General features: G+C 64.5%; 24 protein-coding genes and 1 pseudogene. 11 read left to right on the top strand and 14 right to left on the bottom strand.

Annotated elements, in window-relative coordinates; genetic code table 11:
* Positions 1 to 8 precede the first annotated feature (8 nt).
* From ABRP30_RS10370 to ABRP30_RS10355, 4 genes are read left to right on the top strand one after another with little or no spacing between them, the layout of a single operon-like run.
* Positions 9 to 911, top strand: a complete 903-nt coding sequence (locus ABRP30_RS10370) for a metal ABC transporter substrate-binding protein (RefSeq protein ID WP_241806410.1) — start codon at positions 9 to 11, stop codon at positions 909 to 911.
* On the top strand, positions 908 to 1,654 hold the full coding sequence (locus ABRP30_RS10365) for a metal ABC transporter ATP-binding protein (protein WP_349974363.1): 747 nt from the start codon (positions 908 to 910) through the stop codon (positions 1,652 to 1,654). The genes ABRP30_RS10370 and ABRP30_RS10365 overlap by 4 nt, the downstream gene beginning before the upstream one ends.
* Complete coding sequence (locus ABRP30_RS10360; RefSeq protein WP_349974364.1) at positions 1,654 to 2,553, top strand: metal ABC transporter permease; 900 nt, start codon at positions 1,654 to 1,656, stop codon at positions 2,551 to 2,553. Before ABRP30_RS10365 ends, ABRP30_RS10360 begins: the two co-directional genes overlap by 1 nt.
* Positions 2,550 to 3,419 carry a metal ABC transporter solute-binding protein, Zn/Mn family gene (locus ABRP30_RS10355; RefSeq protein ID WP_349974366.1) on the top strand — a complete coding sequence of 290 codons (870 nt, stop codon included), beginning with the start codon at positions 2,550 to 2,552 and terminating at the stop codon, positions 3,417 to 3,419. Before ABRP30_RS10360 ends, ABRP30_RS10355 begins: the two co-directional genes overlap by 4 nt.
* A 60-nt stretch (positions 3,420 to 3,479) precedes the next feature.
* On the opposite strand, the gene ABRP30_RS10350 is transcribed toward ABRP30_RS10355, so the two are convergent.
* From ABRP30_RS10350 to ABRP30_RS10325, 6 genes are all read right to left on the bottom strand, one after another.
* Positions 3,480 to 4,532 (bottom strand): DUF1615 domain-containing protein, encoded by a 1,053-nt coding sequence (locus ABRP30_RS10350; RefSeq protein ID WP_349974367.1) that lies wholly within the window; start codon positions 4,530 to 4,532, stop codon positions 3,480 to 3,482.
* A gap of 26 nt (positions 4,533 to 4,558) precedes the next feature.
* Positions 4,559 to 5,110 (bottom strand): hydrolase, encoded by a 552-nt coding sequence (locus ABRP30_RS10345; RefSeq protein ID WP_267822975.1) that lies wholly within the window; start codon positions 5,108 to 5,110, stop codon positions 4,559 to 4,561.
* 57 nt (positions 5,111 to 5,167) lie between these two features.
* A complete protein-coding gene (locus ABRP30_RS10340; protein WP_349974368.1) occupies positions 5,168 to 5,887 on the bottom strand; it encodes an alpha/beta fold hydrolase in 720 nt (239 codons plus the stop codon).
* Positions 5,884 to 6,105 carry an MbtH family protein gene (locus ABRP30_RS10335; protein WP_012313972.1) on the bottom strand — a complete coding sequence of 74 codons (222 nt, stop codon included), beginning with the start codon at positions 6,103 to 6,105 and terminating at the stop codon, positions 5,884 to 5,886. Before ABRP30_RS10335 ends, ABRP30_RS10340 begins: the two co-directional genes overlap by 4 nt.
* A gap of 112 nt (positions 6,106 to 6,217) precedes the next feature.
* Positions 6,218 to 6,619, bottom strand: coding sequence for a hypothetical protein (locus ABRP30_RS10330; RefSeq protein ID WP_241806417.1), 402 nt, complete (start codon positions 6,617 to 6,619; stop codon positions 6,218 to 6,220).
* Between the two features lie 65 nt (positions 6,620 to 6,684).
* On the bottom strand, positions 6,685 to 7,569 hold the full coding sequence (locus ABRP30_RS10325; RefSeq protein ID WP_241806418.1) for a LysR family transcriptional regulator: 885 nt from the start codon (positions 7,567 to 7,569) through the stop codon (positions 6,685 to 6,687).
* A 146-nt stretch (positions 7,570 to 7,715) separates the two neighbouring features.
* On the opposite strand from ABRP30_RS10325, the gene ABRP30_RS10320 reads away from it, so the two are divergent.
* The gene (locus ABRP30_RS10320) at positions 7,716 to 8,735 is read left to right on the top strand and encodes an alpha/beta hydrolase (protein WP_349974369.1); all 1,020 of its coding nucleotides are present in this window, start codon (positions 7,716 to 7,718) and stop codon (positions 8,733 to 8,735) included.
* 127 nt (positions 8,736 to 8,862) lie between these two features.
* On the opposite strand, the gene ABRP30_RS10315 is transcribed toward ABRP30_RS10320, so the two are convergent.
* Genes ABRP30_RS10315 through ABRP30_RS10305 form a run of 3 tightly spaced genes read right to left on the bottom strand, consistent with a single transcriptional unit; the run spans position 8,863 to position 12,090 of the window.
* Entirely contained in the window at positions 8,863 to 10,398 is a 1,536-nt protein-coding gene (locus tag ABRP30_RS10315) for a DHA2 family efflux MFS transporter permease subunit (protein WP_349974370.1), read from the bottom strand.
* Entirely contained in the window at positions 10,395 to 11,588 is a 1,194-nt protein-coding gene (locus ABRP30_RS10310) for an HlyD family efflux transporter periplasmic adaptor subunit (RefSeq protein WP_267822960.1), read from the bottom strand. Before ABRP30_RS10310 ends, ABRP30_RS10315 begins: the two co-directional genes overlap by 4 nt.
* 28 nt (positions 11,589 to 11,616) lie before the next feature.
* Positions 11,617 to 12,090 (bottom strand): MarR family transcriptional regulator, encoded by a 474-nt coding sequence (locus ABRP30_RS10305; RefSeq protein ID WP_349974372.1) that lies wholly within the window; start codon positions 12,088 to 12,090, stop codon positions 11,617 to 11,619.
* Between the two features lie 239 nt (positions 12,091 to 12,329).
* Here ABRP30_RS10305 and ABRP30_RS10300 point away from each other — a divergent pair, with 239 nt between their 5' ends.
* A complete protein-coding gene (locus tag ABRP30_RS10300) occupies positions 12,330 to 13,340 on the top strand; it encodes a FecR family protein (RefSeq protein WP_267822956.1) in 1,011 nt (336 codons plus the stop codon).
* A gap of 4 nt (positions 13,341 to 13,344) precedes the next feature.
* Here the strand turns inward: ABRP30_RS10300 and ABRP30_RS10295 are convergent, their stop codons facing one another.
* On the bottom strand, positions 13,345 to 14,664 hold the full coding sequence (locus tag ABRP30_RS10295) for a Na+/H+ antiporter family protein (RefSeq protein WP_267822954.1): 1,320 nt from the start codon (positions 14,662 to 14,664) through the stop codon (positions 13,345 to 13,347).
* 216 nt (positions 14,665 to 14,880) lie between these two features.
* On the opposite strand from ABRP30_RS10295, the pseudogene ABRP30_RS10290 reads away from it, so the two are divergent.
* Both ABRP30_RS10290 and ABRP30_RS10285 read left to right on the top strand, forming a co-directional pair.
* Positions 14,881 to 16,119: pseudogene (locus ABRP30_RS10290) on the top strand (chemotaxis protein); the annotation flags it as partial.
* Between the two features lie 150 nt (positions 16,120 to 16,269).
* Complete coding sequence (locus ABRP30_RS10285) at positions 16,270 to 17,025, top strand: methyl-accepting chemotaxis protein (protein WP_372490482.1); 756 nt, start codon at positions 16,270 to 16,272, stop codon at positions 17,023 to 17,025.
* Between the two features lie 3 nt (positions 17,026 to 17,028).
* On the opposite strand, the gene ABRP30_RS10280 is transcribed toward ABRP30_RS10285, so the two are convergent.
* On the bottom strand, positions 17,029 to 18,951 hold the full coding sequence (locus ABRP30_RS10280) for a S8 family serine peptidase (protein WP_349974375.1): 1,923 nt from the start codon (positions 18,949 to 18,951) through the stop codon (positions 17,029 to 17,031).
* Between the two features lie 168 nt (positions 18,952 to 19,119).
* Between ABRP30_RS10280 and ABRP30_RS10275 the strand changes: the two genes are divergently transcribed.
* The gene (locus ABRP30_RS10275; protein ID WP_349974376.1) at positions 19,120 to 20,136 is read left to right on the top strand and encodes an ABC transporter substrate-binding protein; all 1,017 of its coding nucleotides are present in this window, start codon (positions 19,120 to 19,122) and stop codon (positions 20,134 to 20,136) included.
* Between the two features lie 45 nt (positions 20,137 to 20,181).
* The gene (locus tag ABRP30_RS10270; RefSeq protein ID WP_241806428.1) at positions 20,182 to 20,805 is read left to right on the top strand and encodes a glutathione S-transferase family protein; all 624 of its coding nucleotides are present in this window, start codon (positions 20,182 to 20,184) and stop codon (positions 20,803 to 20,805) included.
* A gap of 42 nt (positions 20,806 to 20,847) precedes the next feature.
* Here ABRP30_RS10270 and ABRP30_RS10265 read toward each other — a convergent pair whose 3' ends face one another.
* The 3 genes from ABRP30_RS10265 to ABRP30_RS10255 form a co-directional block, all read right to left on the bottom strand.
* Positions 20,848 to 23,244, bottom strand: a complete 2,397-nt coding sequence (locus ABRP30_RS10265; protein ID WP_349974378.1) for a TonB-dependent receptor — start codon at positions 23,242 to 23,244, stop codon at positions 20,848 to 20,850.
* A gap of 64 nt (positions 23,245 to 23,308) precedes the next feature.
* On the bottom strand, positions 23,309 to 24,253 hold the full coding sequence (locus ABRP30_RS10260) for a FecR domain-containing protein (protein WP_349974380.1): 945 nt from the start codon (positions 24,251 to 24,253) through the stop codon (positions 23,309 to 23,311).
* Positions 24,253 to 24,762: a sigma-70 family RNA polymerase sigma factor gene (locus ABRP30_RS10255; protein WP_349974382.1), complete on the bottom strand. Its 510-nt coding sequence runs from the start codon at positions 24,760 to 24,762 to the stop codon at positions 24,253 to 24,255. Before ABRP30_RS10255 ends, ABRP30_RS10260 begins: the two co-directional genes overlap by 1 nt.
* 494 nt (positions 24,763 to 25,256) lie before the next feature.
* Between ABRP30_RS10255 and ABRP30_RS10250 the strand changes: the two genes are divergently transcribed.
* The gene (locus ABRP30_RS10250) at positions 25,257 to 25,469 is read left to right on the top strand and encodes a DUF1737 domain-containing protein (RefSeq protein WP_349974384.1); all 213 of its coding nucleotides are present in this window, start codon (positions 25,257 to 25,259) and stop codon (positions 25,467 to 25,469) included.
* Positions 25,470 to 25,561: the final 92 nt, after the last annotated feature.

Raw genomic sequence — 25,561 nt, 5'->3', positions numbered from 1 at the left:
ATTCCCCCATGTTGCGCTCCGCCCTCACCCTGCTCCTGGCCCTCGCGTTACCGGCCCTGGCCCTGGCCGACGCCGGCAAACCGCTGCGCATTGGCATTACCCTGCACCCTTACTACAGCTATGTGAGCAATATCGTCGGCGACAAGGCCGAAGTGGTACCGCTGATTCCCGCAGGCTTCAACCCACATGCCTACGAGCCGCGTGCCGAGGACATCAAGCGGATCGGCACGCTGGACGTGGTGGTGCTCAACGGCGTCGGCCATGACGATTTCGCCGACCGCATGATCGCCGCCAGTGAAAAGCCCGACATCAAGACCATCGAAGCCAACCAGAACGTGCCGCTGCTGGCGGCCACCGGCATCGCCGCCCGCGGCGCCGGCAAGGTGGTCAACCCGCACACCTTCCTCTCCATCAGCACCACCATTGCCCAGGTCAACAACATCGCCCGTGAACTGGGCAAGCTCGACCCGGACAACGCCAGGTTCTACACCCAGAACGCCCGCGCCTACGCCAAACGCCTGCGCGGTTTGCGCGCCGAAGCGCTGGCCAAGATCACCGAGGCGCCTGGCGCCAACTTCCGTGTGGCCACCATCCATGCCGCCTACGACTACCTGGTGCGCGACTTCGGCCTGGAGGTCACGGCAGTGGTCGAGCCAGCCCACGGCATCGAGCCGAGCCCGGCACAGCTGAAGAAAACCATCGATCAGCTCAAGGCACTGGACGTCAAGGTGATCTTCTCGGAGATGGACTTCCCGTCGGCTTATGTCGAGACCATCCAGCGTGAGTCCGGGGTGCGCCTGTATCCGCTGACGCACATTTCCTATGGCGAATACACCAAGGACAAGTACGAAGTGGAAATGAAGCGCAACCTCGACACCGTGGTCCGCGCCATCGAGGAGAACCGCGCATGACTGCGGCCGCCAACCTGATGGTGCGTGGCGGGCCGGGCATCGAGTTTGCAGGCATCGACCTGACGCTCGGGCGCACGCGCATCCTTGAGCAGGTCGAGTTCAGCGTCGCCGCTGGCAGCGTGCATGCCATCGTCGGGCCCAACGGCGGTGGTAAAAGCTCGCTGATCAAGACACTGCTCGGACAGATGCCACACCAGGGCCAGCTGACCCTGCACTGGCCGGGCGAGCGGCAGGTGATCGGGTACGTACCCCAGGCGCTGGAGTTCGACCGCGGCCTGCCGATGACCGTGGACGACTTCATGGCCGCGATGTGCCAACGCCGCCCGGCCTTTCTCGGCCTTTCGCGCCGCGTGCAACCGGCCATCGACACAGCGCTGGCGCAGGTCGGCATGCTCGACAAACGCAAGCGGCGCATGGGCGCCTTGTCGGGTGGCGAACGCCAGCGCGTGCTGCTGGCCCAGGGCCTGATCCCCGAGCCCCAGTTGCTGGTGCTCGACGAACCCATGTCAGCGCTCGATGAAGCCGGCATCCAGGTGTTCGAGCAGTTGCTGCAGAGCTGGCGCCAGGCCGGCACCACCGTGCTGTGGATCGAACACGACCTGCAAGCGGTGCTGCGCCTGGCCGACCGGGTCACCGGGCTGAGCCGCCAGGTGCTGTTCGACGCTCCACCTGCTCAAGCCCTCACCCCGGAACGCCTGCTGAGCCTGTTCTCCGTCCACCCGCGCAGCGAGAGCCGCACCTGATGAGCTATGAAGCATTCCGCCAACTGGTCCAGGAATGGGCCGGCGCTGGCTACCTGCCCGAGGCACTGGCCTACGGTTTCGTGATCAACGCACTGCTCGCCGGCCTGATGATCGGCCCGGTACTGGGCGGCCTGGGCACCCTGGTGGTGGTCAAGCGCTTTGCCTTCTTCTCCGAAGCCGTCGGGCATGCGGCCCTGACCGGGGTGGCCATCGGCATCCTGCTCGGCGAACCCTACACCGGGCCTTACGGCAGCCTGTTCGGCTACTGCCTGCTGTTCGGCATCCTGCTCAACTTCCTGCGTAACCGCACCGGGCTGTCGCCGGACACGCTGATCGGCGTGTTCCTTTCGGTGTCGCTGGCACTGGGGGCAAGCCTGCTGCTGATGCTGGCCGGCAAGATCAACGTGCACATCCTCGAAAACGTGCTGTTCGGCTCGGTGCTGACGGTCAGCGCGCAGGACCTGGTGGTACTGGGCGTCGTCGCTGCCCTGGTGCTGGCGCTGGCCCTGCCACTGTACAACCGCATCATGCTGGTCAGCTTCAACCCGCAGCTGGCCGCCGTACGCGGGGTGGCCGTGAAGACCCTGGACTACCTGTTCGTGGTGTTGGTGACGCTGGTAACGGTGGCGTCGGTGAAGGTGATCGGGGCGATCCTGGTCGGAGCCCTGCTGGTGATCCCCGCCGCTGCCGCACGCCTGGTCAGCCAGTCGCTCAAAGGCTTTTTCTTCATCTCGGTACTGATCGCCACCCTGAGCACCCTGCTGGGCATCCTGTTGCCGATCGTCTTCGACCTGCCGGTACCATCGGGTGCCGCGATCATTCTGGTTGCCGGCATCTGCTTCGCCCTCGCGGCCCTGGCCCGCGCCCTCGTCCCACGCCTGCAAGGAAACCCGGCATGAACCTGAAACACCTCACCCTGGCGCTGGCCCTCACCGGCCTGCCCTCGCTCGCCCTCGCCACCGAGGTGCTGACCACCCTGCCGGTGACCCATAGCCTGGCTGCTGCCTTGCTCGACGGCACTGCGGTGCAGCTCAAGCGCGCCGCGCCGGCCAACCTGCCAGCCAGCCGCCAACCCTCGTACTTCAGCAGCCGTGGCGGCGCCAGCCTTGCCAAAGCCGCGCAACAGGCCGATGCGGTGATCGGCGTGCGCTCGATCTGGCGCGACGACCCGCTGTATCCAATGGCCCGGCGGAGCAATATCCGCATCGTCGAAATCGATGCTGCGCGGCCGGTGGACGGCGCCCTGCCTGGCATCGCGGTCACTGGCGACAACGCCTACGACGCCTACCCCTGGCTCAACCCGACCAACCTGGGGCGCATGGCCGATGTACTGGCCAACGACCTGGAGCGCCTGGCGCCCGCCGACAAAGCGAAGATCCAGGGCAACCTGGCAGCGCTCAAGCGCCAGTTGCTGGAATTGACCGCCAGCAGCCAGACCAAGCTTGCCGAGCTCGACAACCTCAGCGTGGTCAGCCTGTCCGAGCGTTTGGGGTATCTGGCCAGCGGCTTGAACCTGGATGTGGTGGAACAGCCACTGCCGGCCGACGGCAAGTGGGATGAAGCCGCGCTCAAGGCACTGGGCGAGAACCTCAAGGGCCAGGACGTGGCACTGGTGCTCGATCATCGGCAGCCGGATGCGGCGGTGGCCGAGGTGATCAAGGCCTCGGGGGCCACCCTGCTGGTGGTCGAAAGTGACCCGCAAGACGCCGTGACCGGGCTCAAGACCAGCATCGATCAGGTGGTCGGAGCGCTGAGCAAAGGGTGATACAGCCTGCGCCGTGGCCCAATCCCCGGCTTGCCGGCGATTGGGCCATGGCAGGCCGCCCTAGCGTTTCATGCACCGCTGGTAACGCTCATCCACCCTCCCCGCAAACCACGCCGTGGTCAGCTTGCGGGTGATCTTCGGGCTTTTCAGCTGGATCCCCGGCAACCTGGCGCGCGGCACCGGCTTGCCGGCGGCCGCGTCAGCCAGGGCGAACACCCCGCTGTACAGTTTGCTGTCTTCGAAGGCCAGGCTGTCGCCCAGCTCCAGCTGGCTGCGGATCTGCGGGTGACGCAGCCCCAGTTTCACACTCAGCTTGCGCGCTGCCTGCTCGGTATTGCCTGGCATGATCGCGCCGGGGGCGATCAGGTCGCCATCCAGGGCCAAGGGCACACCGGTCACCTTGCTCAGGGCTCCCTGAAACGCGGCATTGCGGCTGGCGTACCAGCCGGCGTTGAAGTCGGCGAAGCGATAGAGCTGGCGCTCGTAGTGCGCGGGGTAACCCAGCAGATGCCCGATACCGAAATACATGCCGCCACGACGGCTGAAGACTTCTTGGCGAATGGTGCCGTCGTAGGTGTAGGGGTAGTCCTTGGCGTGCTGCTCGGCAAACTCGACGCTGACCTGCATCGGCCCGCCGGTGTGCACCGGGTTCAGCCCACCCAGCAAGGTCCGGCCCAGCGGTAAACCGGTGATGAACTCGTCGTACAGCGCACTCAGTTGTTTCTCACTGCGCACGGCGAGCAGCCGCTGCTGATAAGTCTGGCCATTGCCCGAAGCCGTATTCAGTGCACCGTCCACCAGCAACCGCGGGATATGCAGGCTGGCGGCGCGTCGGTCGACCTCGGCACGCGCAATGCGCCCAAGGTTGGGGACCTGCGGGTCGGCGTTGAACGTCGATTCCTGTTCGGTCACCGCCAGCACCGCACACAGGTTGCTCTTGCTCGGCGCGATGCGCTGGGCTTCGAACGCGACCTGGATATCCTTGGCCCAACCCTCGCGGTCCTTGGCCTGGGCCGGCAACAAGCGCAGCAGCTGTGCACGCACCTTGGCGGGGTCGGCCTCGGGCTCCTCCTCGCGACGCCCGGCGCAGCCCTGCAGCAGCGCCAGGGCCATCAACCCGGCCGCCAACAGCCGGCCGTTCAGGGTTGCTCCCCGACCAGGTAGGTCTTGCTGATGTGGCGAAACTGCGGGTGGCTGGCGTTGCCCATGAGTTCGAACAGCACCATTTCGCGGGTCACTACCTGCGCACCGGCCTGGCGCATCCGCGCCAGCCCTGCAGCCTTGTTGGCCAGGGTACGGCTGTCGCAGGCATCTTCGACCAGGAACACCTGCTTGCCCAAGGCCAACAGGCCAAGCACGCTCTGCAGCACGCAGACGTGGGTTTCCATGCCGCACACGATCACTTGCTCTCGCGCCAACAGGCTGGCTGGCAGGCATTGGGCGGCAACGCAGGAAAAATGGGTCTTTTCCACGACTTCCGCCGCAGGGGCGGCTGCAAGAAGTTCGGGCAGGGTATGCCCCAGGCCTTTGGGGTACTGTTCGCTGATGACGATCGGCAGCGCAAGATCGGTGCAGGCTGCCAGCAGCCAGCGGGCCCGGGCGCGGGTGCCCTCGGCATCGCTCATGGCGCCGATGAGCTTTTCCTGGATGTCGACGACCAGCAGCGTGGCCTTGTGGGGATCGATCAGCATTGTCTGCCTCTTGCCTGGGAAAACACCTAGCCTCCCCCAGGCAAGCGGCAACGTCAATCAGGCGCAGAGCCGATGCGGCGCCAGCGCTGCAGTCAGCACCGTGAGCACGCGGTCCTCCTGCTCATGGATGAAGAAGTGGCTGCCCGCAAACATCTGCAAGGTGAACGCACCCTGGGTTTCCTGGCCCCAGGCGCGCAGCTGCGCTTCACTGGCGCGGTCGTCTTGCCCACCCAGCACATGCAGCGGACACGCCAGCAGAGGCCTCGGGCGGTAACGGTAACGGCCGCAGAGCAGAAAATCGGCACGCAGGATCGGTAACGTCAGGCTCATCAGCTCAGCGTTGGCCAGCACCTCCTCCGGCGTGCCATTGAGCGCCCGCAGTTCGTTGCGCAGCTCGTCATCGCTCTTTGGGTCGCGCCAGTTCTTGCCGTCGTAGTCTTCACGCCGGGTCGGCGCCGCTGTACCGCAGGCGAACAGCGCCACCGGTGACGGGCAGCCCAGTGCCTGCAGCTCGTGGGCCAGCTCGAAGGCCAGCAGCGCCCCCAGGCTATGGCCGAGCAACGCATAAGGTGCGGCAGCGGCCAGGCGCTGTTCGGCCGCCAACTGCCGGGCCAAGGCCTGCATGTCGGTGTGCAACGGCTCGCCCATACGTGCGCCGCGCCCAGGCAATTCGACCGGGCGTACCTGCAGCCAGGCGGGCAACTTGCGCCGCCAACGGCTGAAGACCATGGCACTGGCCCCGGAATAAGGCAGGCACAGCAGGTTGAGCGCGGTCACTGTGCGGCAGCGTCAGCCATCTTCTGACGCAGGCTCAGCGGGCGCATATCGGTCCAGACTTCATCGATGTAGGCCAGGCAGTCCTTTTTCAGCCCGCTCTTGCCCACAGCGCGCCAGCCGTTGGGGATCGCCTTGTAATCGGGCCAGATGGAATACTGCTCTTCGTGGTTGACCACTACCTGGAACTGGATATCGTCGCGGTCGAAAACGGAAGTCATTGCCTGTCTCCTTGAGTGATGGATGCCGCTACGCACCTGGCGTAGGGCGGCTCTCTGGTAGACGTAGGAAGCTTCCCGAAAATTAGCGATTGGGCATGACAACGTCTGGGCCTCAGGCATCCCTGAGCAAGTCATGGGTGTCCAGCAAGCGGTAAGCCACCTGCGGGTTGCGCTCCAACCCTCGCCGGATAGCCGCCGGAATCGACTGGCGGGTCTTGCGGCACAAGCCAGGCTGGTCATCGAGTTCGATGACGATTCCGCGCATGGTCCGCACCTCGTTGTAACCCGGAGCGATGTGAACCCGGATGCCCAGGTTCTCGTACATCCTGGCCTGCAAGCGCTGCAGGTCATCGAGGTCCTTGAGGTTTTCCAGCCGCTCGATCAGGCGCTTCTCCTCCTGGCGGGTGAGCAAGAGGATGCGCTGGGCCGCAGGCGGCTGCGCGGCCAAGTGCTCGCGGCCGCAGTCACAGGCGCCAGGTGGGCAAGGTTGGCGTAAGGCAGGTGCTGTGCTCATGGGCCAAGCATAGCGCGTCGCGGCGAGCGCATGAGCAGCAAAATTGGCGGCTGATCCCACAACGGCTAAAGCTGCGCCAGCCGCTCGCGCAAGAACTCGACAAACCCCTGCACCGGCCTGGCCACCTGCCGATGCTGCGGATACACCGCCGACAATTGCAACGCCGGCGGCGTCCAGTCTTCCAGCACCCTCACCAGGCGCCCGTCCGCCAACGCCTGCCCGACGATGAAGGTCGGCAGGTAAGTCACCCCCATCGCGGCGATCGCCGCGTCCCTGAGCAACTCACCGTTATTGGCGCGCATGCGGCCGGCCACTGCGATTGCCTGAGCCCTGCCCCCTTGGGTGAACTGCCATTGCACTTGCCGTGAATGGCCATAGGGCAGGCAGTCATGCTCGGCCAGCAGCTCGGGCCGCTGCGGCGCGCCCCGCGCCTGAAGATACGCAGGGCTGGCGCAATACACCCGCTCGACATCGGCAATGCGCCGCGCGATCAGGCTGGAATCCTCCAGCGCACCGATACGCAAGGCCAAATCATAACCCTCGCCGATCAGGTCCACCGGCCGATCGCTCAGGTCCACCTCCACATTCACCTGTGGGTGCAAGCGCAGGAACTCGGTCAACAGGCACCCCAGGTGCGCCATGGCGAACGACAACGGCGCGCTCAAGCGCAGGGTGCCGCGCAAGGCCTGGGCCTGGCCGCTGATGTCGTGCTCCACCTGCTGCACCTCACCCAGCAAGCGCAAGGCCGACTGGTAGTAGTGCTGGCCCAGCGGGGTGGCATCCAGGCGCCGGGTGGAGCGGTTGAGCAGGCGTACGCCCAGGCGCTCTTCGAGCTGCATCAGGCGCCGGCTGACCGACTGCTTGGACATGCCCAGGCGGTCGGCGGCGGCGGTAAAACTGCCGGCCTCCATGACCTGGGCAAAAATGCGCATGTCTTCGTACGGGTTCATTGTCTCGCTCTTGGTGACAGTCAAACGCTTTATAGCGGCTTTTTCCCATCATTGCATCTGCCTACTCTACGCACAGGTCGCAGCGATGGCCGCCAAGGCCAGGCAATACGCCCACCCACAACCCGTGCCCAGAAAAGGATTCGCCCATGAACATTGTCCACAAAACCCTTAGTGCCGGCCTTTTGGCCTTGTCTGCAACCAGTGCACTGGCAGCAGGTAGCCCAGGTGTCGAGCAGCACACCCAGGCTTTCCTCGAAGCCTTGGAAAAAGGCGGTGGCAAGCCGCTCGAACAACTCAGCCCTAAAGATGCCCGCGCCGTGCTGACCGATGCCCAGGCGTCGGTAAAGGTGGACCTGTCTGGCATCGAAGTGACAGCACGTACCATCAAGGTCAACGGTGAGGCGATCAAGCTGCAGATCGTGCGCCCGGCCAACGTCAAAGGCGAGTTGCCGGTGTTCATGTTCTTCCATGGCGGCGGCTGGGTGCTGGGCGACTTCCCGACCCACCAGCGGCTGATTCGCGATCTGGTGGTGGGTTCTGGCGCAGTGGCCGTCTATGTGGATTACACCCCCTCCCCAGAGGCGCACTACCCCACTGCAATCAACCAGGCCTACGCCGCGACCCGCTGGGTGGCCGAGCATGGCAAAGCGCTGGGTGTGGACGGCAAGCGCCTGGCCGTGGCCGGCAACAGTGTCGGTGGCAACATGGCGGCGGTGGTCGCGCTCAAGGCCAAAGAGGCCGGTACGCCCCAGTTGCGCTTCCAGTTGCTGTTGTGGCCAGTGACCGATGCCAGCTTCGAGACGGCTTCGTACAAACAGTTTGCCGAGGGCCACTTCCTCACCACAGGGATGATGAAGTGGTTCTGGGACAGCTACACCACCGACCCCAAGGCCCGCGAACAGATCTACGCCTCGCCGCTAAGGGCCAGCAGCGAGCAGCTCAAAGGGTTGCCGCCAGCGCTGGTGCAGACGGCGCAGTTCGATGTGCTGCGTGATGAAGGTGAGACGTATGCACGCAAACTGGATGCGGCCGGGGTGACGGTAACATCGGTGCGCTACAACGGCATGATTCACGACTACGGGTTGCTGAACCCGCTGAGCGAGGTGCCTGCGGTGAAGGCAGCGATGCGCCAAGCGGCTGGGGAATTGAAGGTGCACTTGCAGTAAACCAAAGGCATGCCTTGATCGCTCTGCCACCCTCCAGATCGAGCACTGCCCAGGCAGCGCTCGATCTCAGGCGCACGTGGCGTACAGCGCTTGATTGTTCGCCATACGCCGGGGCCGTGTCCGGGCCTCAATGCCCTGCCGACGCCGGCCCGGCCTTGGCAGCGAACGGTGGCTTGGCGAACCACACCAACAGGATCAGGCCGGCGAATATCCAGCCCATCAAGGTGAAGTAATCCACCGTCGACATCATGTAGGCCTGCCCGTTGAGTATCTGCTCCAGCTGCGCATAGCTTTGCGGGCTGGCCCCGCCCAGCTGCTCCAGCGTGTGCCGCGTCGCCGGGTCGAACTGGCTGATGTTCTCGCTCAGGTAGGCATGATGCTGGTCCGCCCGGCGGATCCAGATCCAGGTGGTCAACGACGCCGCAAAGCTGCCGCCCAATGTACGCAGGAACGTCGCCAGGCCAGACCCGTCGGCGATCTGGTGCGGCGGCAGGTCCGACAGCAGGATGCTCAAGGTCGGCATGAAGAACAGCGCTACACCGATCCCCATGAACAGTTGCACCAGGGCAATGTGCTGGAAATCCACCTCATTGGTGAAGCCTGCACGCATGAAACAGCTGGCGCCGATGGCCAAGAACGCCAACCCCGCCAGCACCCGCAAGTCGAACCGCTGCGCGTACTTGCCCACGAACGGCGACATGATCACCGGCAGCAGGCCGATCGGTGCCACCGCAAGGCCTGCCCAGGTGGCGGTGTAGCCCATCTGCGTCTGCAACCATTGCGGCAGGATCAGGTTGATGCCGAAAAAGCCTGCGTAGCCTCCCACCAGCACAATGGTACCGATACGGAAATTACGGTGCGCGAACAGCCGCAAGTTGACCACAGGATGGCGGTCGGTCAGCTCCCAGATGATGAAGATCGCCAGGAACACGACCGAGATCAGGCTGCCGATGATGATGAACGACGACTCGAACCAGTCCAGGTCATTGCCCTTGTCGAGCACCACCTGCAATGCGCCCACCCCCACGATCAAGGTCAGCAGGCCGATGTAGTCCATCGGCTGGCGGCTGGTGACCACCGGCCGTGCGCGCATCTGCTGACGCACCACTGCGGCCGCGAACAGGCCGATGGGCACGTTGATGAAGAAGATCCACGGCCAGCTGTAACTGTCGGTAATCCAGCCGCCCAGGATCGGCCCGGCAATCGGCGCCACCACCGTGACCATCGCCAGCAACGCCAGCGCCATCCCCCGCTTGGCCGGCGGGTAGACAGCGATCAGCAAGGTTTGGGTCATCGGGTAAAGCGGCCCGGCCACCACACCTTGCAGCACTCGAAAGCCCACCAGCTCCGGCATCGACTGCGAGATACCGCACAGAAAAGACGCCAGTACGAACAGCAGCGTGGCCCAGATGAACAGTTTGACCTCACCGAAACGCCGGCTGAGCCAGCCGGTCAACGGCAACGCGATGGCATTGCTCACCGCGAACGAGGTGATCACCCAGGTGCCCTGCTCGGAACTCACCCCCAGGTTGCCGGAAATGGTCGGCAAGGCGACGTTGGCGATGGTGGTGTCGAGCACCTGCATGAACGTCGCCAGCGACAGGCCTATGGTGGTCAGCAGCAGGCTCGGCGGGGTGAACTGCGCCGCAGCGTTGTTGCTCATCGTTGCGCCGTCTTGCCAGGGGCACTGTTGTCGTGGATCAGCCGAGCGATCAGACGGTCAGCTTCGACCAACTGACGGTCGTACACCTGGGTGGTGTAGCTGGCCTGCTGCGGCGGCTGCTGGGCCAGGGCCGGGCCACTCTGGTCGTGCAGGTCGACCTCGACCACGGTGGACAGGCCGATGCGCAGCGGGTGGTCCTTGAGCTGATCCGGGCTGAGGTGGATGCGCACCGGCACGCGCTGGACGATCTTGATCCAGTTGCCGGTGGCGTTCTGTGCCGGCAGCAAGGCGAACGCGCTGCCGGTACCGGCGCCCAGGCTGTCGACCGTGCCGCTGTACTTGACGTCGCTGCCGTACAGGTCAGCGCTGATTTCCACGGGTTGGCCGATACGCATGTCGCGCAGCTGGGTTTCCTTGAAGTTGGCGTCGATCCACACCTCGTCCAGGGGGATGACTGCCATGGTCGCGGTGCCCGGCTGCAAACGCTGGCCGAGCTGCACGGTACGTTTGGCAACGTAACCGGTGACTGGCGCCACCAGCGTGGTGCGTGCGTGGTCCAGGTATGCCTGGCGCAGATCGGCGGCGGCGGCCATGACCTCGGGGTGCGAAGACACCACCGTGTCGTCCACCAGCGCCGTACTGGTATTGAGTTGCTGACGGGCGCTGTTGACGGCGGCCTGGGCCACGGTCAGGTCGTCCCGGGCGTGGGAAATTTCTTCTGCGGCAATCGCGCCGCTGTCGGCCAGCACCTTGCGTCGGTTGTAGTTCTGCTGGGCCTTCTGCAGCTCGGCCTGGCGGGTCTGCAGCTGGGCCTTGAGGGAATCGACGTTGCTGTACAGGCCACGGACCTCTCGCACCGTGCGGGCCAGCTTGGCTTCGGCAGACTGCAGGGCCACCTCGCTGTCGGCGGGATCGAACTGCAGCAGCACCTGGCCGGCGTGCACCAGGTCGCCGTCATCGGCGCCAATGCTGGTAACGGTGCCGGTGACCAGCGGGGTGATTTCCACGACGTTGCCGTTGACGTAGGCGTCGTCGGTGCTTTCGTGCCAGCGCCCGATCAGGCTGTACCAGGCCCAGGCGCCAGCGCCGGCGAGCAGCACCACCAGCAACAGGCCAAGCAGCCAGACCTTGCGCTTGCGCGACGGTTCGGGTGCGGCGGAGGGAGTTGAGTTGTCTGCGTTATTGGCCATGACAATACCTTGGAATATGTAACAGGGATCAACGATCGCCGAAGCGGCGGATCGTCAGAGGGTCGCCGGCACCGAGCAGGACCTTGGCCAGCAGGCCTTCAAGGGTCTTGAGTTCGTCAGGCTGCAGTACGCCGACCAGTTCGTTCATCGCCGCCGCGCCGATCTCTGGCAAGCGGTCGGCCAGGCGTTGGCCTTCGGCGGTCAGGGCCAGGCGTACCTGGCGACGGTCGTCAGCGCAGCGGTTGCGCAAGATCAGGCCCTTGTGCTCGAGGCGGTCGAGCATGCGGGTCATCGAGCCGCTGTCCAGGCCCAGATAGCGGCAGACCTCGGCCGGCGTATCCACCTGGTACTGGGTGACGATGATCAACACCTTGAACTGCGCGGCGGTGACGCCTTCTGATTCGAGGTGCCAGTCGAGAATGCGGTCCTTCAGGATGGCCGCACGGCCCAGGAGCATGCCGATGGCGCAGGACTGGAAGTTTTGCGGGGTGAAATGGGACATCGACAGCAGCTCGGACAATTGTGTAAAAATATTACTGCCTAGGCAGCAAATGTCAAAGCTTTCATTAGGGGGCTATGGAAATAGCCTGGTTAACCCGCAAGTGCCCGGGAAAGGTTCTCAAACGCTGAAAAACACGGGCGAACCCGATGAAAAACACACACAACTGATAGTCATTCGCCATTACCTCGGTTCTCGGGAGCCCCCTGGCAGGAGTAGAATGCGCAAAACCCGGAGCCGCAATGAACCAAGACCGCCTCAATCCCAGCCCTGACGATGCCATCACCGACGCCGCCGCGCAGTGGTGCATGCGCCTGCACGCCGACGATTGCACCCCGGCCGAGCGCGAGGCCTTCGCCCGCTGGTTGGCAGCGGACCCGCGCCACCACGACGAATACCAGGCGATGCTGGAGATCTGGTTCACCGCCGACCTTCTGCCGCGCAACGCCACGGTCGTCGACTTCAACCCGCCGCCGCGTCAGGTGGCGAGGCGGCGCCATCATTGGCGGCCAATGGCCTCGGCGGCAGCCGTCGCCCTGCTGGTTTTGCCCCTGGCGGGCTGGATCGGCTGGATGCAAGGCTGGCTACCCAACCACTACCAGCACATTGAAGCAGGCAACCAGGCACGGACGGTCCAGCTGAGCGACGGCAGCACGGTGGAGCTCAACCTCAATACCGAACTGACCTACTTCAACTTCAGGGACCAGCGCCAGGTCACGCTCACGCGAGGCGAAGCGTTCTTCAAGGTGCAGCATGACAGCAGCCACCCGTTCATCGTCCGTGCCGGCCAAGGCCAGACCCGGGTCACCGGCACCCAATTCAACGTGTGGAAGTATCAGGACCAGGTCAAGGTCACCCTGGTGCAGGGGTCGGTGCTGGTCAGCAGCGACGGCAGCACCGGCGGCTACCGCCTGGGCCCCGGCATGCAGGCCAGCTACCGTACCGGCGACTTCGAACCGCAGCTGGCCCAGAGCGAAGACCACGGCAACAGCCTGGCCTGGCGCCGCGGCCAGCTGGTGCTCGACAACCTCAGCCTCGAACAGGCACTGCCGGTGATCAACCGCTACCTCGATGCGCCCCTGCTGCTGGCCGATGCCAGCACCGGCCGCATCCGCATCAGCGGCATCTACAACACCCGTGAAGTCGGGCGCCTGGTGGACAACCTGCCCAAGGTGCTGCCGGTGTACCTGACCCGCAGCAAGGACGGCAGCACCGTCCTCAACAGCATTTCCCCACCGCCCGACAAGGGCTGATGGCCTAGAGCGTCATCGCCGCCAACCAGCCAAACGCCAGCAGTGGCAGGTTGTAGTGCAGGAAGGTCGGTACCACGGTGTCCCAGATGTGGTGATGCTGGCCATCGACGTTGAGCCCCGAGGTTGGCCCCAGGGTCGAGTCCGATGCCGGCGAGCCTGCATCGCCCAGGGCACCGGCGGTGCCGACGATGCACACGGTGGCCAAGGGGTCGAAGCCCAGCTGCACGCACAGCGGCACGAAGATCGCCGCCAGAATCGGCACCGTCGAGAACGACGAACCGATGCCCATGGTCACCAGCAACCCCACCAGCAGCATCAGCAAGGCACCAACGCCCTTGCTGTGGTCGATCCATTGCGCCGAGGTTTCCACCAGCCCTTTGACTTCGCCAGTGGCTTTGAGTACCTCGGCGAACCCCGAAGCGGCGATCATGATGAACCCGATCATGGCCATCATCTTCATGCCTTCGGTGAACAGGCTGTCGGTGTCTTTCCAGCGCACGATGCCCGACAGTGAGAAGATCAGGAAGCCGACCATGGCACCGATGATCATCGAGTCCAGCCACAGCTGAACGATGAACGCCGCAGCGATCGCCAGCCCCGCCACCAGCAGGGTCAGCGGGTTGTACTGCACGCTGACCTGCTCGACCTGCTCGATGCGCGCCAGGTCATAATCACGCTTTTTGCGGTAGCTGAAGCACACCGCCAGCAGCAAGCCGGCCAGCATGCCCGCTGCCGGAATGGCCATGGCATGGGTGACGTTGACACCGCTCACATCGACGCCGGCGCGGGCAACGTTGGCCAGCAGGATCTCGTTGAGGAAGATATTGCCAAACCCCACCGGCAGGAACATGTAGGGCGTGATCAAGCCAAAAGTGATCACGCAGGCGATCAGCCGGCGGTCGATGCGCAGGCGGGTCAGTACATACAGCAGCGGCGGCACCAGCAGCGGGATGAAGGCGATGTGAATCGGCAGGATATTCTGCGACGACACCGCCACCACCAGCATCAGGCCGATCAGCAGCCACTTGACCTTGCCGCCGGTGGCCTGCCCCTGGCGGTCGATCATCGCCAGCGCACGGTCGGCCAGGGCGTGGGCCAGGCCGGACTTGGCGATGGCCACGGCAAAGGCGCCGAGCAAGGCATAGGACAACGCCACCGTGGCGCCGCCGCCCAGGCCGCCGTTGAAGGCCTTGAGCGTTCCCTCCATGCCCAGGCCGCCGACCAGGCCGCCGGCCAAGGCGCCGATGATCAAGGCGATGACCACGTGCACCCGTGACAGGCTGAGTATCAGCATGATGCCTACCGCGGCAATCACTGCATTCATGGTTTGGCTTTCCTCGTAGCTGCAGACAAAAAGCGCGCACTCTGCAGCACTGGGGCACAGATGTCAAAAGCGCCAGAGGGCGGCGTATTACGCGGGCCGGCAAATTTAAATTGAATGTTTGAATAAAGAAAAACCACAGAGCGCCGATATAACGCAGGGGCTGAGCCCCGACCGAGATCCAAAGCCAAACCCTTACCCTCAAAAAAGGGGCGCCCCATGCCTTTGCGACAACTTTCCATCCAGTGGAAGATCACCCTGCTTGCCGGCCTGTGCCTGGCCAGCATCGTCACACTGCTCGTTGGCCTTTCGCTCTACCGCATGGACCACAGCTCGGACCTGGTCAAAGCCAGCAGCGAGAAGATGCTCAGTGAAGCGGCGCAGGCGCGCATCGAGTCGCAAGGTGAAGTTCAGGCCCTGAACATTCGTCGCCAGTTCATGGATGCCTACCAGTACGGTGCCGGGTTCGCCCGCCAGGTGCTGTTCCTGCGTGAGCAGGCCGAAAAGCGTTTCCTCGATGCCTACGACCTGCGTGAAGACATGACCCGCCAGGTTCGTGCAGCCTTGCAGGCCAACCCCGAGCTGCTGGGCCTGTCACTGGTATTCGAACCCAATGCGCTGGACGGCAAGGACAGCCTGTTCACCGGCCAGCCCGAGCTTGGCAGCAACGAGACCGGGCGTTTCGCCCTGTACTGGTCGCAACCGCGGGCCGGCCACCTGACCGCCATGGCCCTGCCCGAACACGACATGAGCAACACCGAGATCGGCCCCAGTGGCCAGCCCGCCAACACCTGGTGGGTGTGCCCGCGCAGCAGCGGCCAGGTGTGCGTGGTGGAACCCTATTTCTACGACATCGACGGCCAGCGCGTGCTGATGACCAGCATCGTCTTCCCGCTGGCGGTCAACGGCAAGGTGATCGCCACCCTGTCCATCGACATCAACCTCAACAGCCTGCAGGCCCTGAGCCAGGAAGCCAGCCGCAGCCTGTACGAAGGCCGCACCACGGTCGGCATCCTCAGCCCCGTGGGCCTGCTGGCCGGCTACAGCGCCGACGCCAGCAAGCTGGCGCAGCGTTTCGACCAGGTCGACACCGGCAAAGGCGCCGAACTGGTACGTAAGCTGGCCGAGGGTAAATTGAGCGTCCACCACGACCAGCAACGCCTCAAGGTACTCGCGGCGTTCCAGCCGATCCCTGGCGCCCAGCCATGGGGTGTGCTGCTGGATGTGCCGGAAATCGCCCTGACCGGCCCGGCCGAAGCGCTGAAACAAGAGCTCGACGCCCTGAACACCAGCGGCACCCTGCTGGAACTGGGCCTCGGCCTGGGCGCTGCGATTGCCGGCCTGTTGCTGGTGTGGCTGATGGCCCGTGGCGTGACCCGGCCGATCCTCGGGGTGGCGGCCATGCTCAAGGACATCGCCAGTGGCGAAGGCGACCTCACCCGCCGCCTGACCTACGACAAGCACGACGAGCTCGGCGAACTGGCCGGTTGGTTCAACCGCTTCCTGGACAAACTGCAGCCGACCATCGCCGAGGTCAAACGCTCGGTGCAGGCAGCCCGCGGCACCGCCGATCAGTCCTCGGCAATTGCCACGCAAACCAGCGCCGGCATGGAGCAGCAATACCGCCAGGTCGACCAGGTGGCCACCGCCTCGCACGAAATGAGCGCCACGGCCCAGGACGTCGCCCGCAGCGCCGCCCAGGCTGCCCAGGCGGCGCGCGATGCCGACCAGGCCACCCGCGAAGGCCTGGCGGTGATCGACCGCACCACCCACAGCATCGACACACTGGCCGCCAACATGAGCCAGGCCATGAGCGAAGTCGAAGGGCTGGCGCAGAACAGTGAGAAAATCGGCTCGGTGCTGGAGGTGATCCGTTCGATCGCCGAACAGACCAACCTGCTAGCGCTCAACGCCGCCATCGAAGCCGCCCGTGCCGGCGAGGCCGGGCGTGGTTTCGCGGTGGTGGCCGATGAAGTGCGTAACCTGGCGCAGCGCACCCAGGAATCGGTGGAAGAAACCCGCCAGGTCATCGAGGCACTGCAAACCGGCACCCGCGAGGTGGTCGGCGCCATGGACAACAGCCACCGCCAGGCCCAGGGCGGTGTCGAGCAGGTCGGCCAGGCGGTTACCGCGCTGCAACGTATCGGCCAGGCCGTGACCGTGATCACCGACATGAACCTGCAGATCGCCTCGGCCGCCGAAGAACAAAGCGCGGTGGCCGAAGAGATCAACAGCAATGTCGCGACCATACGTGATGTCACCGAATCGCTGTCGGGCCAGGCCAACGAATCGGCGCGGGTCAGCCAGTCGCTCAACAGCCTGGCCAATCAACAGCAGGCGTTGATGGATCAGTTCCGCGTCTGAGCCCTAAGACGCACATTCATCGCCGCACACACCATCGTCCGGCAGGTAAAACCTGCCGGCCTGCAAGATCCGGTCGAGCAGCATCAAGGCGCCCAGTACATTGGGTCGGGCGCCCATGGGCAACCTGCCGGTATCGGCTGACGTGGCGTCCTTGTAGCCCGACTGCATCACCAGCAGGTGCATCTGCCGGGCGTTCAGGTAAAGGTGATGCTGTTCGATGGCGTAGGACTGGATCAAGGCCAGGGCGCCGGTGACCAGGGGTGTGGCGCTCGAGGTGCCGCCATAGTTGCTGGTGTAGTCGCGGTCGTGTTCGTTCTTGTCCTGCAGTGCGCCGTAACCCAGCGTCGCGACACTGTCGCCCCAGGCATTGAGCATGCTGTAGCGGTAGTTGTAGTTGGAGTACTGGTGCGCCTTGCCATCCCAGGAATGGCAAGCCCCCACCAGAATCGCGTCGGCGTCACCATGGTCGTTGAAATAGCGCCACTCCCCAAGGTCGACACCATAGCCCTGTGTGGTGCCGGCCTTGTCATCACTCTTGTAGGTGCCGTTGCACGCAGCATTGAGCACTACCGCACCGCGCTCGGTCAGCGCCTGGGTGACATCCCACCAGGTCTTTTCATGCAACGCAGGCAAGAACGTACCCAGCGCATTGGGGTTGGCCGTCTGCCGGTTGATAGCGACGATGTCTCCAGCGCTGGTGTAAGCCAGCAGGTTTTTCAGCGTTTGTGAGTAACTGCGCGCATCGATGGCCAGGTTGTCATACAGGTACAGCTCTGCCGCATGGCAAATACCGGTCATGCCGAGGCCGTTGTCACGCGCCGACAGCACACCGACCGATGCGGTGCCATGGTCTGCATCCCTGTTGATCGATGGCGGAATCACGTTCAACTTCGGGTTGCCCCGCAAGTCTTCATGGTTGGCATGCAGGCCACCATCGGAAAAGTGCACCCGTGCACCTCTGCCCTTCACGCCAGCCGCCCAGACTTTGCGAATGTTCAGGCCGCGGTACCTGGCATCGGGTGCATCCAGGTAACGCTGCAGGGCTTCGAAGTCCGGGGTGGGCTGGGCTTCATCGTGGGCATTGGTGCCGGCGACATACGCCCCGCCAGTGAGCAGTGTGGCAATCACAGCGGCCCCACCGAGCAACAGCAAGTTGCCGTGCTCGAGCTGAGGCGGCACGAATGCCGTGGCGTCGACGTAATCAAGGGCCTCCAGGGTCTGGATCAACGCGACGAACGTGTCGTTGAGCATGCTCTGGGGCTGCTCGATCCAGTAGTGATTGGCGAGCACTTTGAACCGCGCGTCCTCCCGCTCTTGATGGTCAAGAAACGGATGCACCTGGATCACTTGCTGCAGCCCCGGCCAGTACCTTGCCAGTACCGACCTGGCATCGGGCTGCAGGTCAGCCATGAGCCGCGCGTAGCCTCCTTCGGCGAACACCAGCACCAGCGCGGGGTAACGCTGGCCTTCGGGGCGATACGGGAATGCGCTCGCGGCCCGCACCGATCGCTTGCGCCGCGTGGAGGTGGACGATAACGCCACGCTGTCCAGAATGCCCCGGGTCAGTTCACCCTCGCTGATGTCGATGGCCAGCGGTGCTGGGCGCCAGGTGGCGTCCGCTTCGGCGGGCAGGTTCAGCGCGAGGATTTCGCTGTCCATCAGCGTCACCTGCGGCCTGATCCTGTAGCTGCCCGCCAGCGCCTCGCAGCTCAACATGGCCGGGCAACCATGGTGGGCGACCTGCCCGCTACTGACCTGTGAAGCCACCGTAGCGCCATCCAGGTGGACCACATCCTCGCCTGCAATGCGCTCCAGCAGGTAATGAATCGACTTGACCTTGTGCAGGTCGTCGCCGCTGCAACGCACATGGAAATGCCCATCGAAGGTAAAGTTGCGGTAATACACGAAATCCAGATTCAAACGCATCTCGTCTTCCTTTCGTCTCGACTGGCCCGGCGATCGCGGGCGGGGGCGAAGCCTTGCAAGTGGTACCGTTCGAGCACAGACAGAAGCCGTTCCGGTGGTGCTGCCAAAGCGTGCGAAACGGTGGACTACACTTGCCCGGCACACGCAGTGACAACCGTCGAGGTACTGATGAGGAAAATCCCAACGCTGCTGGCCGCCCTGCTGCTTACCGCGGGGCTGGCCAGTACCGACAGCGCGGCATCAGCTGAACAACGCCCGCCTATCCGCTTTGGCGCCATCAACTGGGAAAGCGGCGCCCTGACCACCGCGATCCTGCGCCGGATCGTCGAGGACGGGTATGGCTACCCCACCGACACCCTCCCCGGCAGCACCGTCGGCATGGAAATCTCATTGGCGCGCAATGACCTGCAGGTCATCGCCGAGGAATGGGCCGGCCGCAGCCCGGCGTGGGTCAAGGCCGAGCAGGCCGGCCAGGTGTTCGCCTTGGGCGACACGGTGAAAAACGCTGTAGAAGGCTGGTGGGTACCGGCCTACGTGATCAAAGGCGACCCGGATCGTGGCCTGGAGGCGCTGGCGCCAGACCTGCGCACGGTCGATGACCTCAAGCGCTACCCGCAGGTGTTCAGCGACCCCGAAGCGCCAGGCAAGGGCCGCTTCCTCAACAGCCCCAGCGGCTGGACGTCCGAGATCGTCAATAGCCAGAAGCTCAAGGCCTATGGCCTCGACAGCCTGTACAACAACTTTCGCAGTGGCACGGGGGCCGCACTGGATGCGGAAGTCGACTCGGCCATCCGCCGCGGCAAACCGGTACTGTTCTACTACTGGAGCCCAACACCGCTGATCGGCCGTCACGACCTGGTGCGCCTGCAGGAGCCGCCCTTCGACGCCCAAGCCTGGGCAACCCTCACCGACCCGAACAACCCGAACCCACGGGGCAGCGAGTCGCTGCCGGCGAAACTGTCGATCGGTGTGTCCAAAGCGTTCAGGGAGAGCTACCCGGAACTGGTTGCCGTGTTCGAAAAGGTCGAGCTGCCGATCGATCGCCTGAACAAGGCACTTGCTGAAATGAGCAAAAAACGCCTGGCGCCGGAAGCGGCGGCGAAGGCGTTCATGCACAACAACCCAGACGTATGGAAGGCCTGGTTGCCCGCCGATGTGGCGGCCAAAGTCCAGGCGCAGTTGTGACCAGCGCGGTACATTGTCGGCTCTTACCGGAAATGGACGCACAGCATGCTACGGATATTGGGCAGGGATTCTTCCATCAACGTGCGCAAGGTCCTCTGGGCCTGCATCGAGTTCGATGTTCCCTTCGAACGCGAAGACTGGGGCGCAGGCTTTCAGCCCACGGACACGCCCGCGTTCCTGGCCCTGAACCCCAACGCCATGGTCCCGGTGATTCAGGACGGCGACTTCACGCTGTGGGAATCCAACACCATCATCCGCTACCTGGCCACGCGCTATGGCGATGCGCCGGTGTACCCCACCGAAGCCACGGCCAGGGCCAGGGTCGATCAATGGATCGACTGGCAGGCTTCGGACCTGAACCGCTCGTGGAGCTACGCCTTCATGTCGCTGGTACGCCACTCACCGGCGCACCAGGACGCCCAGGCGCTGGCCGCCGGCTGCGCAGACTGGTCGCGCCATATGCGAATCCTCGAGCAGCAGTTGGCCACGACCGGGGCTTATGTGGCCGGTGACCGCTTTACGTTGGCCGATATCCCCATCGGGCTTTCGGTCAATCGCTGGTTCGAAACGCCCTTGGAGCACCCGCACCTGCCGGCGGTGCGTGATTACTATCAACGGCTGAGCGAGCATCCAGGCTTCCTGGCCCATGGCCGCAACGGAATGGCCTAGCGGGGCCGTCGCCTGCAGGCGGGGTTGGCTGCAGCCCCTGCCCTAGAACCCAACGGTCGCCGACAGCAGCCAGGTACGCGGCGTAGACAGCGTCAGCCCTGGCTCGCTGTCATCCGACGCCCCGGCAGAGGCCCAGTAGCGCTCGTTCAGCACGTTCTCCACATTGGCGCGCAAGGTGACCTGGGTTGCGTCGACCCTGAAGGCATACCGCGCGCCGAGGTCCAAGCGCTCCCAGCCATCGATCTGCTTGCTGTTGTTCTGGTCCAGGTACTGGGAGCTGGAGTGGATGCCCCGTGCGGTGAAGGTCAGCCCGGCCAGCCCGGGCACATCCCATTCGGCGCCGAGGTTGACGTTGTACGCCGGGGTTGCCGGTGCGCGGTTGCCGTCGTAGGCGCCGCCAATAGTGTCAGTCAGCTCGCTGTCGATATACATCACTCCGCCCAGCAGGCGAACGCCCGTCAGCGGCTCGCCGAATACGCTGAGCTCGATGCCACGGTTGTCGCGCTTGCCATTGGGGCCGAACACGCGTGAACCGGCATTGGTCTCGTAGGCGGGCTGGCGAATGCGGAAGGCGCTGGCGGTAAAGGCGACATGGCCCAGGTCGTACTTGGCGCCGACCTCCACCTGGCGGCTGGTGAACGGCGGGAAGATCTGGTCCTCGTTGACCGCAGTCGACGGTGCGATCTTGCCTTGGCTCAATCCCTCCATGTAGTTGGCGTAGAGCGAGAGCTGGTCGGTGACCTTGAGCAGCACACCGCCCGAGGGCGAGACCTTTTCCTCGTCGTAGGCGGTGTCGCCCTTGACGCCATCGCTCCAGTCATCGACCTGAACACGCTGCCAGCGGGCCCCCAGCGTCAGCAGCAGCCGGTCGTCGAAAAAGCCGAGCGTATCGGCCAGCGCCAAGCCGGTGAAGCGGTTTTCGGTGTAGACCTTGGCATCGATCCGCGTCGGCGTGGTTGGGCTGGGTGTCGCGACCGGGTCATAGAGGTTGCTGGGCGCCGAGGCATAGCGCGCACCACCGTTTTCGAAGTCCATATAGAAGTAGGTGGCAGCCAGGTTCAGCTCATGGCTGACCGGCCCGGTATGGAACCAGTTGCGCAGGCCGGCCATGGCGGTGCGCACGGTTTCATCACGGGAGAAATCCCGTGGCTGGACGTTGAAATCACCCGCATCGTTGATGATCGAAACGTTGTGCCGCAGAAAGTCATGGTTGCTCTTGCGGGCACCGACCGCGCCGTAGGCCAACAACGCATCGCTGATATCGTACTCGGCATTGAGCGCACCAAAGGTATCGTTGGTGCGCGCCTGACTCCAGGCCTGAGCGTAGTTCTGGCGCACCTGGTCGGCGTTCGGCACCTTGGCATTGGCGCCGATCAGTACCCGTTCCTGGGGGGCGTCGGTGTCACGCTCGGTGTGGCCGAGGTCAGCAGAGAGGCGCAAGCGCTCCCCCCGAAAGTCCAGGCCCAGCACGGCCATCTCGCGTTCCACACGCTGGTGGTCCCATTCGGTGTCGCCGGACTGCTTCACCCCGTTGAAGCGCAGGCCGAACCGGTCGCCCTCGCCAAAGCGCCGCCCGATATCCACCGCACCACCCACCTGGCTATCGGAGGCGTAGCTGCCGGTGAACTCGGTGAGCGGTGTATCCCCCGCGCGCTTGGGCACCACATTGATACCGCCGCCCACGCTGCCCCGGGGCGATATGCCATTGATCAGCTGGCTGGGGCCTTTGATGATGTCGACCCGGTCGGCCATCTCCATGTCGATCGAGTAGGTCGGCAGGATGCCATACAGGCCGTTATAGGCGACATCGCTGTTGAACAGGCTGAAACCGCGGATGGTGAATTGCTCGAAACGCCCACCCGCCGGGTTGGTTGCCCGCACCGACGGGTCGCTGGCGACCAGGTCGCCCAACGTCCGGGCCTGTTGGTTCTTGACCAGGTCGCTGGTGTAGGTGGTCATGCTGAACGGCGTGTCCATGAAGTCGCGCGCGCCGAGCATGCCTTGCGCGCCCTGTCGGGCGACCTGGCCGCCGGCGTAAGGCTGGGCTTGGCTACCCGCTGCAGGGCCGCCAACGATGTTGGTCGGGGCGATCTCCATTGCCTCGGCGCTTTGCGCTGCAGGCACCAGGGTGAAGGCCCCCTCGCCCACTTGCTGCCATTGCAGGCCGCTGCCCTGGAGCAGTTGCATGAAACCTTCGGCTACGCTGTAGCGGCCGGACAACCCGGCACTTTGCCGGCCCTGGAGCAGTGCCGGGTCGAGCGAAAGGCTGACCCCAGCCTGCTCGGCGAAGCGCGTCAGCGCCGCGCCCAGGCTGCCGGCAGGCACCTGATAGGCACGCCTGGCAACATCATCAGCAAAGGTGGGTGAACTCAACAACAGGCTCAGGGTGAAACCCAGGTGCATCCAGGGACGTGGGCGGCAAGGCTGTACTGCAGGCATTGAATGAAGCTCCCGTTATTTTTTCTACTGCTAATGACCGGCGAGTGGAAAAAAGGGGACAGCCTTACGCGCGTTTTTCTCGCGCCGTCAGCGTGACCCAATAACGGGTGCGCGCATGTACCTCCAGCGGCAGGCTGGCCGCTAGCAGTGACAGCGCGCGGTCCGTGTCGTCGAGGCGGAAGGTGCCGGTGACACGCAGCGTGTCCAGCGCCGGTGCCCAGCGCAAAACACCGGGGCGGTACCTGCGCAATTCACGCAACAAGTCGCCCAATGGCCGATCGTCCAGCCTCAGCACCCCGTCGCGCCAGCCCAGCAGCCAATCATCCAGCCCGCTTACCGCGCCCACGCTGGCGGCCTGCAGGCTGGCCTGCTGCCCCGCCTGCAACGCCACGGCCGTGCCGCGCAGTGGTTGCAGCGTGGCGGTGCCATTGAGTACAGAAACCCGACACGACTGATCGAACAGACGAACACAGGCCTCGCCTGCGTTGACCGCTACCTGGCCAAACGGTACCTGCACCGCCATGCTCACGCCTTGGGGGGCTTTGATAGCCACCTCACCGCGGACCAGGGTCAGGCGTCGCGCTGCCAGGTCAATGTTGACGGCACTGTCGGTGTTCAGCTGCAAGACCGTGCCATCGCCCAGCAACCGTCGACTGCGCGCCCCCACAGCGGTATGCACATCGGCGGTCCACGCATCCAGTGGTACCTGCCGACCAAGCAGCCAGGCGGCGGGAACCAGCGCGGCCACCCCCAACGCTTGCTTGAGCAGGGCACGACGCTCGGCGTCCGGGCGGTCGAGCGTGGCCAGCGCAAGCTCTCCGGGCAGTTGGGCGAAGCGTTGGCGCAGCAGCTGCGCCTTCTGCCAGGCCTGCTCATGCAGGGTGTTGCTGGCGCGCCACTGCGCCAGGCGCTGCAGCTCACCTTCACTGGCCTTGCCTGACTCCAGCAGTGCCAGCCAGCGCGCCGCCGTGCGTACGACTTCGCGGGCTTGAGTAGAAGGTTCGGCCATTACAGGTCCACCAGCAGGCAGTGCTCATAGGCCTGCGCCATGTAGCGTTTGACCGTGCGCTCGGATACCCCAAGGCGTTGCGCAATTTCGCTGTAGCCCAGGCCTTCCAGCTGGCTCCAGAGAAAGGCCTTGCGCACCTGCGCGTTGAGGCCGTCGAGCAGCTCATCCAGCGCTTGCAGGGTTTCGAGCAAGATCCAGCGTTGTTCCGGCGATGGCAGGCACTGCTCGGGCAATCGTGCCAGCGCGTCCAGGTAGGCTTGCTCCAGGCTGCGGCGCTTGTGGAAATTGCTCAACAGGCGCCTGCCGACGGTCAACAGGTAGGCGCGCGGTTCGCGGATTTCGGCCAGTGGCTGGGCACTGGCCAGCACTTTCAGAAAAGTGTCCTGGCTCAGATCGGCCGCATCCCAGGCGTTGCTCAGGCGCCGGCGCAGCCAGGCTTCAAGCCAGCCACGGTGCTCACGGTACAGGGCAGGCAAGCTGTGCTCCGGGGGCGTCGCGGCGTCAGTCATGGGGAAGGCCCTGCAGTGGCGTAAATAGAAGTGATTCTATTTTACGTTGCGGTGCAGATCCAAGGGGTTTGTGTTCACGGGACCGTCAGGACGCCTGTGAATCTCCTCCCACAGGAGGTCTGCGCAGTATCTGTAGGGGGTAGGCTTGCTGAGGATGTTCTGGCGTGCTGGCCAGAGCGGTGGCTTGCGAATAGTGCTGCAAGTACCGGCCCCATCGCCGGCAAGCCGGCCCACTGGGATCGCGCCGGCTTTTAGAAATTGGGCAAGACGGTTGCTTGCCAGGTAAAACACAGGCCTGATGAACTGCGCGGTCGCGGTGGGAGCCGGCTTGCCGGCGATGGGCTGCGCAGCAGCCCCATAGCGGTGCGGTAATAGCCCGAGCGCCCTCGACGGGACCAGTTCAAGCCTGGCTAAGATCAACAAGGCTCGCCGGTTGCTGTGGAATGACGCTCAGCGAAACGGCATGATCGGTGCCCCCCTGAAAGGAACTCGACATGCAAGCATCCCCTCCCAATGACCTCCCCCGCTACCGGCTGATCACCGGCAAGGACGATGCTGCGTTCTGTCGCAGAATATCGGACATACTTGCCTTGGGGTATGAGCTGCATGGTTCGCCAAGCCTCACCTATGACCCCCAGCAACAGTGCGTCATCGCAGGCCAGGCGGTGGTGTGGCCGAGCGCCAAGGGCCAGCCTCAGCAGGGCTGACTACACCAGGCTGATGCCGGGCAGGGAACGTCTGCCCCGCTACGCCCTCCCACAGTAATGCAGGGCGAACGGCGCGCTGCCCATTCATGCTT

Origin of the sequence: Pseudomonas sp. WHRI 8519, from assembly GCF_040224055.2 — a bacterium.
Classification (GTDB): Bacteria; Pseudomonadota; Gammaproteobacteria; order Pseudomonadales; family Pseudomonadaceae; genus Aquipseudomonas; species Aquipseudomonas putida_X.
The sequence above is the reverse complement of the archived record's forward strand: the minus strand, read 5'-3'. Positions and strand labels throughout refer to the sequence as shown.

Coding starts and splice junctions, on each gene's coding strand:
- ABRP30_RS10370 (WP_241806410.1), top strand. CDS start 9: ATGTTGCGCTCCGCCCTCACCCTGCTCCTGGCCCTCGCGTTACCGGCC.
- ABRP30_RS10365 (WP_349974363.1), top strand. CDS start 908: ATGACTGCGGCCGCCAACCTGATGGTGCGTGGCGGGCCGGGCATCGAG.
- ABRP30_RS10360 (WP_349974364.1), top strand. CDS start 1,654: ATGAGCTATGAAGCATTCCGCCAACTGGTCCAGGAATGGGCCGGCGCT.
- ABRP30_RS10355 (WP_349974366.1), top strand. CDS start 2,550: ATGAACCTGAAACACCTCACCCTGGCGCTGGCCCTCACCGGCCTGCCC.
- ABRP30_RS10350 (WP_349974367.1), bottom strand. CDS start 4,532: ATGGCCCTGGCGCTGCTGCAGGGCTGCGCCGGGCGTCGCGAGGAGGAG.
- ABRP30_RS10345 (WP_267822975.1), bottom strand. CDS start 5,110: ATGCTGATCGATCCCCACAAGGCCACGCTGCTGGTCGTCGACATCCAG.
- ABRP30_RS10335 (WP_012313972.1), bottom strand. CDS start 6,105: ATGACTTCCGTTTTCGACCGCGACGATATCCAGTTCCAGGTAGTGGTC.
- ABRP30_RS10330 (WP_241806417.1), bottom strand. CDS start 6,619: ATGAGCACAGCACCTGCCTTACGCCAACCTTGCCCACCTGGCGCCTGT.
- ABRP30_RS10325 (WP_241806418.1), bottom strand. CDS start 7,569: ATGAACCCGTACGAAGACATGCGCATTTTTGCCCAGGTCATGGAGGCC.
- ABRP30_RS10320 (WP_349974369.1), top strand. CDS start 7,716: ATGAACATTGTCCACAAAACCCTTAGTGCCGGCCTTTTGGCCTTGTCT.
- ABRP30_RS10315 (WP_349974370.1), bottom strand. CDS start 10,398: ATGAGCAACAACGCTGCGGCGCAGTTCACCCCGCCGAGCCTGCTGCTG.
- ABRP30_RS10310 (WP_267822960.1), bottom strand. CDS start 11,588: ATGGCCAATAACGCAGACAACTCAACTCCCTCCGCCGCACCCGAACCG.
- ABRP30_RS10305 (WP_349974372.1), bottom strand. CDS start 12,090: ATGTCCCATTTCACCCCGCAAAACTTCCAGTCCTGCGCCATCGGCATG.
- ABRP30_RS10300 (WP_267822956.1), top strand. CDS start 12,330: ATGAACCAAGACCGCCTCAATCCCAGCCCTGACGATGCCATCACCGAC.
- ABRP30_RS10295 (WP_267822954.1), bottom strand. CDS start 14,664: ATGAATGCAGTGATTGCCGCGGTAGGCATCATGCTGATACTCAGCCTG.
- ABRP30_RS10285 (WP_372490482.1), top strand. CDS start 16,270: ATGGAGCAGCAATACCGCCAGGTCGACCAGGTGGCCACCGCCTCGCAC.
- ABRP30_RS10280 (WP_349974375.1), bottom strand. CDS start 18,951: ATGCGTTTGAATCTGGATTTCGTGTATTACCGCAACTTTACCTTCGAT.
- ABRP30_RS10275 (WP_349974376.1), top strand. CDS start 19,120: ATGAGGAAAATCCCAACGCTGCTGGCCGCCCTGCTGCTTACCGCGGGG.
- ABRP30_RS10270 (WP_241806428.1), top strand. CDS start 20,182: ATGCTACGGATATTGGGCAGGGATTCTTCCATCAACGTGCGCAAGGTC.
- ABRP30_RS10265 (WP_349974378.1), bottom strand. CDS start 23,244: ATGCCTGCAGTACAGCCTTGCCGCCCACGTCCCTGGATGCACCTGGGT.
- ABRP30_RS10260 (WP_349974380.1), bottom strand. CDS start 24,253: ATGGCCGAACCTTCTACTCAAGCCCGCGAAGTCGTACGCACGGCGGCG.
- ABRP30_RS10255 (WP_349974382.1), bottom strand. CDS start 24,762: ATGACTGACGCCGCGACGCCCCCGGAGCACAGCTTGCCTGCCCTGTAC.
- ABRP30_RS10250 (WP_349974384.1), top strand. CDS start 25,257: ATGCAAGCATCCCCTCCCAATGACCTCCCCCGCTACCGGCTGATCACC.